The organism is Ferrovibrio sp. (genome assembly GCF_002796975.1).
GTDB lineage: Bacteria > Pseudomonadota > Alphaproteobacteria > Ferrovibrionales > Ferrovibrionaceae > Ferrovibrio.
The window spans coordinates 272,536-286,753 of record NZ_PEKV01000012.1 but is presented as its reverse complement, the minus strand read 5'-3'; the positions used below and the strand labels follow the sequence as shown (position 1 = coordinate 286,753).

Sequence of the window (14,218 nt, the reverse complement as noted above, 5' to 3'; positions counted from 1 at the left end):
GCCGTAACACGGCGAGCGGCCCAGCGGACGGCCGCAAACGAAGTCCACCCCATCGTTCAATACCCTCGTTAATGACTTGGGAGTCTAAACACTTTCGAGGCCGGACCATACACCGGTGCATGTCGCGCGCCCAGCCTGCCGGCCGTCGTCCAACACCTTTCTGCGACGATTTGTCGCTCCGCCTGCGCACCCCCCTCACCTGGCCCCTTAAGCATTGATTTGGCTTGCGCTTGCGCCGCCCGGGCCGCCCCCCTAAGCTGCCCTCTCCCGGGGGCTCCAGGCATGCTCGATCCGAACCAGCGGAAACTGACGCAGGACATACTCGACTGGCTCGATCGGCCTGCCTTTACGGTTGAGTATGGCCCGGGCGATGATTACCGATACGTGTCCTGCAACACGGCCTATGCCGCTTTAACGGAAATGAACGCCGAGGCCCTGGCCGGCCAGGGTCTCTCCGCCGGCTTTGCCCTGGGCGAAGCGACCAAGGTTCGCGACCTGCTGGACCAGACACGCCGCGAGGGTCGGCGCCAGATCGGCAATACGCTGATCCGCTGGGCCAATGGCTGGCTCTGCCAGGGTCTGACAGTTGCCCCGCTGAACGACAATAACGGCCGGGTGAATGGGCTGATGGTGATTGCCGAGGCCAGCACCCCGGAGCGGATGCACCAGGTCGCGCTGCAGGTCGCCGAATACAAGCTGCGCGATTTCGCCGAACTGGCGTCTGACTGGTTCTGGGAAACCGACGGGGATCACCGCTTCACCTGGATTTCCGAATCTTCGAGCGGGCAGACCACAGCTTTGCGCAACCTGTTCCTCGGTCGCTGCCGCTGGGAAGTCGCCATCCAGGGCGACAACGAATCAGACACCCTGTTCTGGGAAGATCACCGCCGTCAACTCGACCGCCACGAGCCGTTCCGCGGTTTCCGCTACTGCTCGATCATGGGCGAGAACGAGCTGTGGATCGAAATCAACGGCAAGCCGGTGTCCGACGCCAATGGCCGCTTCATGGGCTATCGTGGCTCGGGCCGCGACATCACTGAGCAATATCGCCAGCAGCGCCGCATCGAATCGGCCCTGCGCCAGGCCGAGGAAGCCAGCCGCGCGAAAAGCCAGTTCCTGGCCAATATGAGCCATGAGCTGCGCACGCCGCTGAACGCCATCATCGGTTTCTCGGAAATCATCCGCGACCAGATGTTCGGCTCGGTGGGTGTGCCGCGTTATGTCGATTACGCCCGCGACATCAACGGCTCAGGCACGCATCTGCTGGCGCTGATCGGCGACATCCTGGACATGTCCCGCATCGAGGCCGGCTATTACGCGCTGGATGAAAAGGCCGTCGATCTCTCGGCTGTGATCCAGTCGGCACTGACCATGGTGCGCCCGCAGGCCGAACGCGGCGGCATCACCCTGCGCAACCTGTCGCCCGATACGCTGCCGCAATTGCGCGCCGACGAGCGCGTGATCAAGCAGGTGCTGATCAACCTGCTGGGCAACGCCGTGAAATTCACGCCCAGCAGCGGCACCATCGACGTGGTGTTCCGCCAGCTGCCGGACGGTACGCCGTCCCTGACCGTCATCGACACCGGCATCGGCATTCCGCCCGACCGGCTGGAACATATTTTCGAGCCCTTCCAGCTCGCCAAGGCGGAAGTCGCGCGCCAGCACGGCGGCACCGGCCTCGGTCTGTCGATCAGCAAGCGCCTGATGGAACTGCATGGCGGCTCGCTGTCACTCAGCAGCGCCATCGGCAGCGGCACGCAGGCGCAGATGACTTTCCCGAACTGGCGTCTGCTGTCGGATGCGGATCAGGAATGGACACCGCCGGTCGCGCCACCTGAGTCCGCGCCTCCCAGCACGCCCGCCCCAGTCGCGCCGCAGCGCAAGGCGGAGACGCCCGCATCGCGACAAGCCGGCAACGAACTGGCAGAAACGCTGCGCACCCTGCTCGCCACGATGAATGAAGGCATGCTGACAATCGACGGCCAGGGCGCGATCGCCAATGCCAGCGACACCTGCGCTACGATTTTCGGCTACGCTCCCGGCGAACTGAACGGCCAGAATGTCAAATTGCTGATGCCGGAGCCTTTCCGCTCCGGGCACGATTCTTATGTCCGCAACTACCTCACCACCAAGCGTGCCAAGATCCTGGGCCTGGGCCGCGATACGCTGGGCCGCAAGAAATCTGGCGAGATTTTCCCCATTCATATCAGCGTCGGCGAATACGCTGGCGAAGACGGACCGGCCTTCATCGGCCTGATCCGCGACATTTCCGACCGCCGCGATGTCGAACTGCGCGCCGAGTTTGCCAGCCGCAACGACCCGCTGACCGGCATCCTCAATCGCGCCAGCTTCATTGCTGAGACCGAGCGCATGCTGGGTGCGCAGCACCGTCTGGATGGCGGCCTGTGGGTGCTGTTCAATCTCGACATGGATGGCTTCCGCGATATCAACGAGGGCTTCGGCTATCACATCGGCGACACGGTGCTGCGAGGCATCGCCGAACGGCTGGGCGAGGTGCTGCCGCGCGAGGCGCTGATCGGGCGTATCGCGGCCGACCAGTTCTCCGCGCTGGCCGGCGTCAACGATCTGAACAACGCGCTTAATCTTGCACAGACCGTGCATCAGCATTTGACCAAGCCCGTCTCCGCCGAGGGCCGCCTGGTGCCGCTCAAGGTCAGCATGGGCGCCGCCATCGTCGACGATCCAAGCGAAAAAATCGGTGACGCCCTGGCCAAGGCGGAACTGGCGATGAAACTGGTTCGCTCGGCCGGCGGTGATTCGACCCGCTTCTACAGCCCGGAAATGACCCGCGCTGCCGAACGCCGCCTGCGCCTGACGATGAATCTGGATGCCGCTATCGAAAACGATGAATTCCACATCGTCTATCAGCCGGTGGTCGAGACTTCGAGTGGCGCGATCTGCGCCATCGAGGCGCTGCTGCGCTGGAAACACCCGGACCTGGGACCGATCTCTCCGGCCGAGTTCATTCCGCTGGCCGAGGAAACCGGCAGCATCGTGCAGATCACGCGCTGGGTCTTTGCCAATGTGGCCGAGCAGATTCGCACCTGGCGCCGGACCGGCATCGAGCCGCGCCGTGTCTTCGTCAACGTGTCGGGTCAGCAGTTCATCCGCGACGACCTGCCAGCCTATTTCCGCAAGCTGGCCGAGGAAGAGGCCGATATGATGCCCTTCATCGGCATTGAGATCACCGAACAGGCCGCGATCCAGAATATGGAAGCGACCGTGCAGGCCATCAAAGAACTGGCAGAGATCGGCATCGACGCTGCGCTCGACGACTTCGGCACCGGCTATTCGTCGCTCAGCTATATCCAGCGGCTGCCGATCCGCAAGATCAAGCTCGACCGCGCCTTCATCGCCGACCTGCCCGGCAACGACCGCGACATTGCACTGGTCCGCGCCATGATCGGTATGGCAAACGGTCTTGATCTGCCGGTGGTGGCCGAAGGCGTGGAAACCGCCGCGCAGCGCGACTTCCTGCGCGGCGTCGGTTGCAGCGAGTTGCAGGGCTATCTGATCAGCCGGCCGGTACCGCCCGAGGATATGGGCGAACTGCTCCGACAGAGTGATCGCCGTCGCCGGAATTGACATCTCGACGCGTCCCAAGGGGCTGTTTTTTTCTTAACCCCGGCGCCATATAGTCCTGTATCGCAGGTTGCAGTTGCGTTTTTCCTGATTCTTCAGGCTTTCTTTGAGGTTTACCATGACCGGTGCATCCACCGCCCAGGAGCTGTTCTTCACCCGCGCCGGCCTCGACCGTGCCCGGCTGGACAGCATTGTCGGCGATGCGCTGCATGGCGCCGATGACGGCGAGCTGTTTCTGGAATACGCCCAGTCCGAAGGCCTGACCTTCGATGATGGCCGCCTGAAGGCTGCAGCCTACGACACCACACAGGGTTTCGGCCTGCGCGCCGTCTCGGGCGAACAGACCGGCTATGCCCATGCCTCCGAACTGAGCGAAGCGGCGATCAAGCGCGCTGCCACCACTGTGCGTGCCGTGCGTGCTGGCCATGGCGGCGAGATGAGCCTTGGCCCTGTCGCCACCAACCGCCACCTCTATGGCGACGACAATCCACTGAACGAGATTCCCTTCGAGCAGAAGGTCGAGCTGTTGCAGGCCATCAATGCCTATGCCCGCGCCAAGGACCCGCGCGTCAAGCAGGTCTCGGTGTCACTGGCCGGCAGCTGGCAGGCGGTCGCCATCCTGCGCGCCGACGGCAAGCTGGTGCAGGATGTGCGCCCGCTGGTCCGCCTGAACGTTTCTGTCGTCGCCGGACAGGGCGACCGCATGGAAAGCGGCAGCCGAGGCGCCGGTGGCCGTGTCGGCTACAAGCAGTTCTTCGATCCCGCGCACTGGCAGGCCGAGGTGGACGACGCGCTACGCCAGGCGCTGGTCAATCTCGACTCCGTGCCTGCGCCGGCCGGCGAGATGCCGGTGGTGCTCGGTCCGGGCTGGCCTGGCATTCTGCTGCATGAAGCGATCGGCCATGGCCTGGAAGGCGACTTCAACCGCAAGAAAACCTCGGTCTTCTCCGGCCTGATGGGTGAGCGCGTGGCGGCACCCGGCGTCACCATCGTCGACAACGGCACCATCGACAATCGCCGCGGCTCGCTCACCATCGACGACGAAGGCACGCCGACCGAAAACACCATGCTGATCGAGGACGGCATCCTGAAGGGTCTGATGCAGGATCGCATGAATGCCCGATTGATGGGCGTGAAGTCGACTGGCAATGGCCGGCGGCAGTCCTTTGCCCATAACCCGATGCCGCGCATGACCAACACCTACATGCTGGCCGGCGACCGCGACCCGGCCGAAATTCTCGGTAGTGTCAAAAAGGGCATCTATGCTGTGAACTTCGGCGGCGGCCAGGTCGACATCACCTCGGGCAAGTTCGTGTTCTCCTGCACCGAGGCCTACATGGTCGAGAACGGCAAGGTCGGCACGCCGATCAAGGGCGCCACGCTGATCGGCGCCGGCGCCGAAGTGCTGAAGCAGGTGAAGGCCGTCGGCAACGACCTGCAACTCGATACCGGTATCGGCACCTGCGGCAAGTCCGGCCAGGGCGTTCCGGTTGGCGTCGGCCAGCCGACGTTGCTGATTGAAGGTTTGACGGTCGGCGGCACCGCCAAGGCTGCGTAGCCTGGCCGCCTGACCGCTTTACGAGGGGGAAGTCCCATGTCCGCCACCGCAGGCAAGAAATACAGCAGCGTCGATCTGCTCAAGCATGATCCGGTCTGGCAGCGCATCCGCGAGGAAGCCGCCCATGCCGCCCAGCAGGAGCCGCTGCTCGGCAGCATGGCGCATTCGGCCGTGCTGCATCACGAACGGCTGGAAGACGCGCTGAGCTACATCCTGGCGCAGAAACTGGGCAGCACCGAACTGCCGGCGCTCGGCCTGCGCGAAGTAATCGAGGATGCCTTCGCCGCTGATCCCGATATCGGTCATGCCGTGCGTGCCGACCTGGTCGCGGTGAACGAGCGCGATCCGGCCTGCCGCAGTTTCCTGAAGCCCATGCTGTTCTTCAAAGGCTTCCAGTCGATCCAGGCGCATCGCGTTGCCAACTGGCTATGGCGCGAGCGGCGCGAGACCATGGCCTTCCTGCTGCAGAGCCGCAGTTCTGAGGTCTTCGCCGTCGACATCAACCCGGCGGCAAAATTCGGCCGCGGCATCCTGATCGACCATGGCACCGGCGTGGTGATCGGCGAAACTGCCGTGATCGACGACGACGTTTCGATGCTGCAGAACGTGACGCTGGGCGGTACCGGCAAGGAAACCGGCGACCGTCATCCGAAAATCCGCCGCGGTGTGCTGATCGGCGCCGGCTCGAAGATTCTCGGCAATATCGAGATCGGCGAAGGCGCCAAGATCGGCGCCGGAAGCGTGGTGCTGATCCCGGTGCCGGCACATTGCACGGCGGCCGGCGTACCGGCCAAGATCGTCGGCGACTGCGAATGCGAGCAGCCGTCGCGCGAGATGAATCACGGCCTGCCCTACCACCGCGACGACTGATCCTTCCTGGGATGCGCCGGCTTCTGCTCGGTGTGCTGTTGGCTGCGCTGCCCTCCATGGCCGCGCAATCGCAGTCGCTGACCGGTGCCTTGGAGTGGCTGCCACCCGGCAGTCTGTCGGTCGAAAGCCTGACCCGGCATCCGCAGGAGCAGCTGGAAGGGGGAGAGAAGCAGAGCTTCTACGTCGAACTGGGCCGCCTCACCTTTCGCAGTCCAGCTGTGCTGGGCGGCACCGCCCGCAAGGCTGGACTGTCCTGTCAGGCCTGCCACACCAACGGTTTTGCGACCACGGCCTTCTTCATCCCTGGCCTGTCGGTCAAACCCGGCCGCATCGACGTCAGCCATGCCTTCTGGAATCTGCGCGGCGAGGATGACGTCGACAATCCGCTTGAAATCCCTTCTTTACGCGGCGTGAAGACCAAGGACCGCTTCGGCCACGACCGTCGCACGGCCTCTCTGCGCGAATTCACCCGCCGCGTGATCGTGACCGAATTCGCCGGCGCCGAGCCGGACGCCCTGCTGCTCGATGCCCTGGTCGCCTATCAGGAAAAGCTGCAGCCGGCTGTTGCTGTTTACGAACCAGTCTCATTGCGACAGGATCTCGCCGATCTGACGCGTTATCTGGATGCGCTGCGCATACCGCTGGCCGAGGAAGAACCGGCGCTGGCTGAACGCATGACGGTGATGATCCGCGGCCAGATCGGCTTCATCCATGAGCGTTTCGCGGAAGACGACATGCGCGGCAGCCGAGGATTGCTGGAAGAATGGTCGCGGCAGCTGGCGCGAATCGCCACACAGGCCGAGCGTGGAGACTGGGTGCAGGCACGTGCGGCGCTGGCAGAGCTGCGGCGGGCAACTACAACGCCGTCGGCCGTACTGGTGGCCGACCTGCCGCGCAGCCTGTACGAACCGGAGCGTTTGAAAACGTGGCTCAGTAAGCGAGTTCGGTGAAGGCCGGATCGACCGACTTGTTCCAGCGACCGTTATAGAGCTTCAGCAGCGCTTCCGCCGGCGTCTCACCGCTTTCGACAATACGCACCAGGGGTTCGAGGAAATGCGTCTCGTCCTCGCCGGCCGGCGACAGGCGACTACGGTTTTTCAGGCCGCCCATGGCGATCTGAACCATCTGCTCGGCATAGTATTTCAGCGGCCGGCCACGCAGTGGCGTGTGCAGGCCGTATTTCGGCGCGTCGAGACGAAGCTGCTCGCGTTCCGCCAGCGTCCAGTCGCGGCACAGATCCCAAGCGGCATCCAGCGCGGTCTTGTCATAAAGCAGGCCAACCCATAGCGCCGGTAGCGCGCAAAGCCGCGACCACGGGCCGGCATCGGCTCCGCGCATCTCGAGGAAGCGCTTCATGCGCACTTCGGGGAACAGCGTGGTGATGTGGTCGGCCCAGTCGCGCATGGTGGGCAAGGCGCCCGGCAGAGCCGGCAGCTTGCCGGCCATGAAATCGCGGAAGCTCTGGCCCGACGCGTCGATATACTTGCCGTCGCGATAGCTGAAATACATTGGCACATCGAGCGCGTGATCGACATAGCGCTCGAAACTCATGCCGTCGTCGAACACAAAGCCCAGCATGCCGGTACGGTCCGGATCGGTATCGGTCCAGATCTGGCTGCGGTAACTGAGGAAACCGTTCGGCTTGCCCTCGGTGAAGGGCGAGTTGGCGAACATCGCCACCGCCAGCGGCTGCAGCGCCAGGCTGGTGCGGAATTTCTTCACCATATCGGCTTCGGAGCCGTAATCCAGATTCACCTGCACGGTGCAGGTACGCAGCATCATGTCGAGGCCGAGATTGCCCTTCTTGGGCATATAGGCGCGCATGATGTTGTAGCGGCCCTTGGGCATCACAGGGATGTCGTCACGGCGCCATTTAGGATTGAAGCCCAAGCCCATCATGGCAATACCGGCTTCGGCACCCACTTCGCGCACCTGCTTCAGATGCGTCGAGACCTCGATACAGGTCTCGTGAATGGTTTCGAGCGGCGCGCCTGACAGTTCGAACTGCCCACCCGGCTCCAGCGTGATCGACTGGCCGTTCAGGGTGAGTGCGATGACGTTGTCGCCCTCCATCACCGGTTCCCAGCCGAAACGCTGCAGGCCGGTCAGCAGTCCCTTGATGCTGGCCGCGCCCTCATAGGGTAGCGCACGGAAGTCGGCAGTGTTGTAGGCGAATTTTTCGTGTTCGGTGCCGATGCGCCAGTCGGATTCCGGCTTGCTGCCCTGCGCCAGATATTCGACGAGTTGCGCCTTGGACGTGATCGGCGTCTCTGGGGCCTGGGCCGGACCGGACATGAAAACCTCGGTGCTTATTATTATCGTTTACGCAGGACTGCTGGTGCGGGCCGAACGGCTGCTCCCGGCATATGGGGCAGATACTATCCGTTGTCCAGCCCCGCTGGCCTTCGGTTCACTGACGCTAATTCAGCCGCACCGATTGTAAAATGGCCAAGGCCGCAATCGCGGCCGTCTCAGCCCGCAGGATACGCGGCCCAAGCGAAACCGTCACCACCTGTGGCAGGATCGCGATCTGCTGCAATTCTTCGGGTGCGAAGCCACCTTCAGGCCCCACCAGCAAGGCACATGGACCATCGCCCCTTGCCGCCGCCAGTAATGATGGCGCGTCGCTGCGTTCGGCACAGACAAACAGCCGGCGATCCTGAGGCCAGTCCTGCAGCAGTTTCTCCAGCGTGACTGCCTGTGCGACCTCGGGCACATCCAGCCGCTCGCATTGTTCCGCCGCTTCGCGGGCATGGGCTGCCAATCGCTCGACATTCACCTTCTGCATCTGCGTGCGACGGGTGATCACCAGCAACAGGCGGGCGGTACCCAGTTCGGTGGCTTTTTCCACGATCATCTCGATCCGGCCCTGCTTGATCGGCGCAAAGCAGAGCCAGATATCGGCAGCGGCGGCCGGTTGGGGTCGCAACTGCGCCGCAAGATCGAGCCGCACGCCCTTCTTGCCAGTCTCGGCGATGACCGCGCGCCACTCGCCGTCGCGGCCATTGAACAGCGCCACGGCCTGCCCCGCTTCCAGACGTAGCACATGGCGCAGGTAATGCGCTTGATCGTCGGCCAACATGACGGAACCGCCCGCGCCCAGCGCATCGGTCACATACAGGCGGGCCTTGATTGCGTCAATCATTCAGGTTGTGCTGCATAACAGGAACCACTACACGAAGCGTTATGACAAAGCCCGGCGATGATGTCACGGATCAGCCCCCCGCCGACGCAGTGGCCGGCCACTGGGTCGAGCGGTGGCTGCCGGCCGGCTGGCGGCCCTATGCCCGGCTGTCCCGACTGGACCGCCCGATCGGCACCTGGCTGCTGCTGCTGCCCGGCTGGTGGGCCATCGCCATGGCCCGCCCGCCCGAAGCGGAACTGGACGTCTGGCTGATCCTGCTGTTCGGTATCGGCGCGCTGGTGATGCGTGGCGCCGGCTGCACCTTCAACGACATTGTCGACCGCGATTTCGACGGCCGGGTCGAGCGCACCCGGCTGCGCCCGATCCCATCGGGCCAGGTCAGTGTCGTCAATGCCTGGGTCTGGCTGATGGCGCAGGCACTAGTCGGTTTCGCCATTCTGATCCAGATGAACATGCTGGCGATCTGGTTGGGTGTGGCTTCGCTGGGGCTGGTCGCCATCTATCCCTTCATGAAGCGCTACACCTGGTGGCCACAATTCTTTTTGGGGCTGGCCTTCAACTGGGGGGCTGTACTGGGCTATGCCGCCGTCAGCGGCCGGCTCGACTGGATCACCCTGGTCCTCTATGCCTCGGGCATCGTCTGGACACTGGGCTACGACACGATCTATGCCCTGCAGGATAAGGAAGACGACGCCCTGATCGGGGTGAAATCCACCGCCCGGCTGTTCGGCAGCCATGCACGGTTATGGATCGCCGGCTTCTACGACCTCACCCTGATCGGACTCGTCCTGGTGGGCTGGATGGCCGGGCTTGGCTGGCCCTACTGGGTTGGCCTCGGTCTCGCCGCGCTGCATTTCCTCTGGCAGGCGCTGACGCTGCGGCTTGATGACAGCGCCGACTGCCTGTCGAAATTCCGGGCAAACCGCGATACCGGTCTGATCATCTTCGCTGCCTTCTTATTGGGCTAGGTTATCGCTTGGCGAATAACGGTGCGCCGCGTATCTTCGCGCGCATGAAAAAGCCCCGAATCAGCGCCCAAGACTTCGCCAGCCTGTATAAGCAGTACAATGCCAATCTGGCTTTTGTGGATTGCGGTCGCAAATGCGCACCGCTGAACAACGGCCAGCCGATCTGCTGCACCACCGAGAATGCCATTCCGGTCGTCGACAAGGCAGAGTTCGAACTGCTGAAGAGCCGCAGCGACCTGTGGTTCAAATACAAGCCGAACGACGCGGCCTCGCGCAAGATCGTCAAGGAACTGACCAGCAATGCCTGCGCGGTCGAGTGCAAGGGCGCGGCTTTCTGCGAACGCGACAACCGGACGATCGCCTGCCGCTCCTTCCCCTTCTATCCCTATCTCGACAAGGCCGGGAAGTTCGTCGGCCTGACTTATTACTGGGATTTTGAGGACCGCTGCTGGATCATTTCCAACATGCAGGTCGTCGAGCGCAAATTCGTCGAGGAAATGGTCGCGGCGTTTGAGCGCATTTTCAAGCTCGACCCGGATGAATACGAGACGATGAAGGATCACTCAGCCAATATGCGCCGCGTATTCAGCCGCCAGAAGAAGATCATCCCGGTGATCCATCGCGACGGCGGCTATTTCAAGATCAAGCCGAACGATGGCGGCAAGCTGACCGTCTGCACGCCTGACGATTTCAAAAAGTTCGGCCCCTACAAGTCGGAAGCCGCCTATATCAAGGCCGTGAAAGCGGCCGGCGGCACGCTGGGTCCGGTGCCCAAGGGCGGCTATCTGGCGCCCTGATCCGCAAACAGGAAAGTCCCCAGCAGCACCCAGCGGCGGGCTTTCGCGTCCTGTTTCGGCTTGGCCCGCAGCGGCGTGGTGTAATGCCAGAACGGCAGGCGATACGCCGTCACCAGCCCCGGCGTCTGCGTCACTTCCACCATCTCGGTGAAATGTCCGGTCCTGGCGTAGACCAGATACTGGTCGCGCACGGCAGCTGTCGCGAAGCTGAGATGCATGTCGAAATAGCCGCGCGCGGCATCGGACTCTTCCGGATGATGATCGGTATGCGGCCCGGCATAATCGCCGGTAGCGTAAGCAATCGCCTGCAGGCCATATTTCTTCTTCAACGCCCGACCGGCGAGTGCGGCGGCAAAGGCGCGGTAGCTGTCTGAACGCAGGCAGGCGATAAGGCCGATGTCTTGCGCCACCCGAAAAGCGGCCGAGCGCGGATTGTCGAGATGCGTGGTGCGCTGGCGCATGGTCTTGGGCAGTTGTTCGGCATAGTTGCGTGTCTCCTCCCAGATCGTCTCAGGCGGGATCGGCTGCGCCATCTCGCGCAGGTGCGCCAGCAGGCTCTTTTCCAGCAGCAGGGCAACTGCCCGTGCCTGTTTCGGATCGATCAGACCGCCCAACGCAAGAAAGCGCGTGCGCGGATTGGTCAAGGCCCCTGACTCGGCATGCCGGCCCGCCAGCAGGGTTTCGCCCCGGGGCGTCAGCAGATCGGCAAATTCGGCGGGAAAACGTCGCATCCGATGGGATTAGGCTGCGGTATGCGCCAGGTCAAGCACTGGTCAGCATTCCACCCGACGCCTAATCTGCCGCGCGATGGAACCCGCCACCTCGTCCGCCCGCGACCTGCGCATCGCCCAGATACTGCTGTTCGTCACCCCCGCCATGTTCACCACCAATATGGTGATGGCGCGCGCCACGGCCGGCCTGATTCCGCCGGTGGCACTGGCCGAACTGCGCTGGATCGGCGTGGTGTTGGTGCTGCTGCCATTCTGCGGCCGCGAACTCTGGCGCAGCCGCATCGCCCTGCGGCGCGAATGGTGGCATCTGGTGGTGCTTGGCTTCCTCGGCATGGGCGTCTGCGGCGCGGCAGTCTATTACGGCGCTTTCACCACCACCGCGACCAATATCGGGCTCATTTACGCCACCTCGCCGGTGATGATCATCCTGCTTAGCCGCATGTTGTTCGCGGAACGGTTCTCCTTACGCCAGGGCATCGGCACAGCCTTGGCACTGGCCGGCGTGCTGGCCATTATCCTGCGCGGCGACCTCAGCACCATCCTGCACCTGACCTTCACGCCGGGCGACCTGATCATTCTCGGCGCCGCCATCGCCTGGGCCTTGTACAGCGTGCTGCTGAAGCACTGGCGCAGTACCTTGAGCGTCACGGCACGCCTGTCGGCCATTGCTTTTGCCGGAGTCGCGGTCATGCTGCCGGTTCAGGCTTACGAACTGGCCGTCATCGGCCCTCCGACTTTCGATCTGCGCACCGTTGCCGCCGTCGCCACCCTGATCCTGGTGCCCGGTGTTGGTGCCTATGCCACCTTTGGCTACATGACCAAGCATCTGGGGCCGAACCGCACCGGCCTCATGCTGTATCTGGCGCCGGTTTATACCGCACTGATGGCCTGGCTGCTTCTCGGCGAGGCATTTGCATTCTACCATTGGCTCGGCGCGGCACTGGTGCTGCCGGGCCTCTACTTCGCCACGCATAAACCGGATCCCGCCTGATGCCCTACGCCTCGCTGCGCGATTTCATGTCCCTGCTGGAGCAGAGCGGCCGGCTGGTACGCGTGAAGGAGCCGGTCTCCACCGTACTGGAAATGACCGAGATCCAGACCCGGCTGCTGGCCGAAGGCGGCCCGGCGGTGCTGTTCGAGAAGCCGGTGCGCGCCGATGGCAGCCCGAGCGACATCCCGGTGTTGGTCAACCTGTTCGGCACGGTCGACCGTGTCGCACTCGGCATGGACCGCAAGCCGGAAGAACTGAAGGATGTCGGCGAGACGCTGGCCTTCCTGCGCCAGCCCGAACCGCCCGGCGGTTTCCGGGAAGCACTCGGCCTGCTGCCGCTGGTCAAGACCGTGATGTCGATGACACCGAAGACGGTGAGCGGTGGTGCACCAGTGCATGACGTGGTGCTGCAGGGCGAAGAGATCGACCTCGGCAAACTGCCGATCCAGATCTGCTGGCCAGGCGAACCCGCGCCGCTGATTACCTGGCCGCTGGTCGTCACACAAGGCCCCAATAAAAACGATAAAACGGATCGTTACAATCTCGGAATCTACCGCATGCAGGTGCTGAATAAAAACCAGACACTGATGCGCTGGCTCAAGCATCGCGGCGGCGCCCAGCAACATCAGCGCTGGAAGCAGGCCGGCAAGCGCGAGCCCTTCCCCGCAGCAGTCGTGATCGGCGCCGATCCCGGCACCATTCTTGCCGCCGTGACGCCGGTGCCGGAGACGCTGTCGGAATACCAGTTCGCCGGACTCCTACGCGGGAAGAAGGTCGAGCTGGTCGACTGCAAGACCGTACCGCTCAAAGTGCCGGCCGAGGCCGAGATCGTGCTGGAAGGCCATGTCTCGCTGGAGGATTATCGCGACGAAGGCCCCTATGGCGACCACACCGGCTATTACAATTCGGTCGAGCAGTTTCCCGTTTTCACGGTGACCGCCATAACGATGCGGCGCAATCCGATCTATCTCAGCACCTTCACCGGCCGACCGCCGGATGAGCCGAGCGTGCTGGGCGAGGCCCTGAACGATGTGTTCGTACCGCTGATCCGCCAGCAGTTCCCCGAGATCGTCGATTTCTGGCTGCCGCCAGAAGGCTGCTCGTATCGCGTGGCCGTGGTCAGCATGAAGAAGGCCTATCCCGGCCATGCCAAGCGCGTGATGATGGGCGTGTGGTCGTATCTGCGCCAGTTCATGTACACCAAGTGGATCATCGTGGTGGACGACGACATCAACGCACGCGACTGGAAGGATGTGGTCTGGGCGATGTCGACCCGTATGGATCCGGCCCGCGACATCACCTTCGTCGAACACACGCCGATCGATTATCTGGACTTCGCCAGCCCCGAATCCGGCCTCGGCTCCAAGATCGGACTGGATGCCACCAACAAATGGCCGCCGGAAACGAAAAGAGAGTGGGGCGAGAAGATTCGCATGGATGAGGACGTGATCCGCACCGTAACCGATAAATGGCCCCGGCTGGGCCTGCCGGGCAGTGGAAAGCCGATCTGGAAGTAACTTCTATTCTTCCAACTATGACCAATGTCACATGACCG

General features: G+C 63.3%; 11 protein-coding genes. 8 read left to right on the top strand and 3 right to left on the bottom strand.

Going from position 1 to position 14,218, the window contains the following annotated elements; translation table 11 throughout:
- The first annotated feature begins 282 nt into the window (after positions 1 to 282).
- From CTR53_RS14750 to CTR53_RS14735, 4 genes are all read left to right on the top strand, one after another.
- The gene (locus tag CTR53_RS14750) at positions 283 to 3,606 is read left to right on the top strand and encodes an EAL domain-containing protein (protein ID WP_290814893.1); all 3,324 of its coding nucleotides are present in this window, start codon (positions 283 to 285) and stop codon (positions 3,604 to 3,606) included.
- 115 nt (positions 3,607 to 3,721) lie between these two features.
- The gene (gene tldD, locus CTR53_RS14745; protein ID WP_290814890.1) at positions 3,722 to 5,161 is read left to right on the top strand and encodes a metalloprotease TldD; all 1,440 of its coding nucleotides are present in this window, start codon (positions 3,722 to 3,724) and stop codon (positions 5,159 to 5,161) included.
- Positions 5,162 to 5,197: 36 nt separating this feature from the next.
- On the top strand, positions 5,198 to 6,031 hold the full coding sequence (cysE, locus tag CTR53_RS14740) for a serine O-acetyltransferase (protein ID WP_290814887.1): 834 nt from the start codon (positions 5,198 to 5,200) through the stop codon (positions 6,029 to 6,031).
- An 11-nt stretch (positions 6,032 to 6,042) separates the two neighbouring features.
- Complete coding sequence (locus CTR53_RS14735; RefSeq protein WP_290814884.1) at positions 6,043 to 6,981, top strand: hypothetical protein; 939 nt, start codon at positions 6,043 to 6,045, stop codon at positions 6,979 to 6,981.
- Here the strand turns inward: CTR53_RS14735 and CTR53_RS14730 are convergent.
- Together CTR53_RS14730 and CTR53_RS14725 are read right to left on the bottom strand one after the other, a co-directional pair.
- Entirely contained in the window at positions 6,962 to 8,326 is a 1,365-nt protein-coding gene (locus CTR53_RS14730) for a glutamate--cysteine ligase (RefSeq protein WP_290814881.1), read from the bottom strand. The two genes, CTR53_RS14735 and CTR53_RS14730, sit on opposite strands and share 20 nt — an antisense overlap.
- A gap of 124 nt (positions 8,327 to 8,450) precedes the next feature.
- A complete protein-coding gene (locus CTR53_RS14725; RefSeq protein WP_290814878.1) occupies positions 8,451 to 9,176 on the bottom strand; it encodes a 16S rRNA (uracil(1498)-N(3))-methyltransferase in 726 nt (241 codons plus the stop codon).
- Between the two features lie 41 nt (positions 9,177 to 9,217).
- Between CTR53_RS14725 and ubiA the strand changes: the two genes are divergently transcribed.
- On the top strand, positions 9,218 to 10,144 hold the full coding sequence (gene ubiA, locus CTR53_RS14720; RefSeq protein ID WP_290814875.1) for a 4-hydroxybenzoate octaprenyltransferase: 927 nt from the start codon (positions 9,218 to 9,220) through the stop codon (positions 10,142 to 10,144).
- A 44-nt stretch (positions 10,145 to 10,188) separates the two neighbouring features.
- Positions 10,189 to 10,941: a hypothetical protein gene (locus CTR53_RS14715; protein WP_290814872.1), complete on the top strand. Its 753-nt coding sequence runs from the start codon at positions 10,189 to 10,191 to the stop codon at positions 10,939 to 10,941.
- Here CTR53_RS14715 and CTR53_RS14710 read toward each other — a convergent pair.
- The gene (locus tag CTR53_RS14710) at positions 10,926 to 11,672 is read right to left on the bottom strand and encodes a hypothetical protein (RefSeq protein WP_290814869.1); all 747 of its coding nucleotides are present in this window, start codon (positions 11,670 to 11,672) and stop codon (positions 10,926 to 10,928) included. The two genes, CTR53_RS14715 and CTR53_RS14710, sit on opposite strands and share 16 nt — an antisense overlap.
- Before the next feature lie 76 nt (positions 11,673 to 11,748).
- Between CTR53_RS14710 and CTR53_RS14705 the strand changes: the two genes are divergently transcribed.
- Together CTR53_RS14705 and CTR53_RS14700 are read left to right on the top strand one after the other, a co-directional pair.
- Positions 11,749 to 12,663: a DMT family transporter gene (locus tag CTR53_RS14705; RefSeq protein ID WP_290814866.1), complete on the top strand. Its 915-nt coding sequence runs from the start codon at positions 11,749 to 11,751 to the stop codon at positions 12,661 to 12,663.
- Complete coding sequence (locus CTR53_RS14700) at positions 12,663 to 14,180, top strand: UbiD family decarboxylase (RefSeq protein ID WP_290814863.1); 1,518 nt, start codon at positions 12,663 to 12,665, stop codon at positions 14,178 to 14,180. The genes CTR53_RS14705 and CTR53_RS14700 overlap by 1 nt, the downstream gene beginning before the upstream one ends.
- Positions 14,181 to 14,218 lie beyond the last annotated feature (38 nt).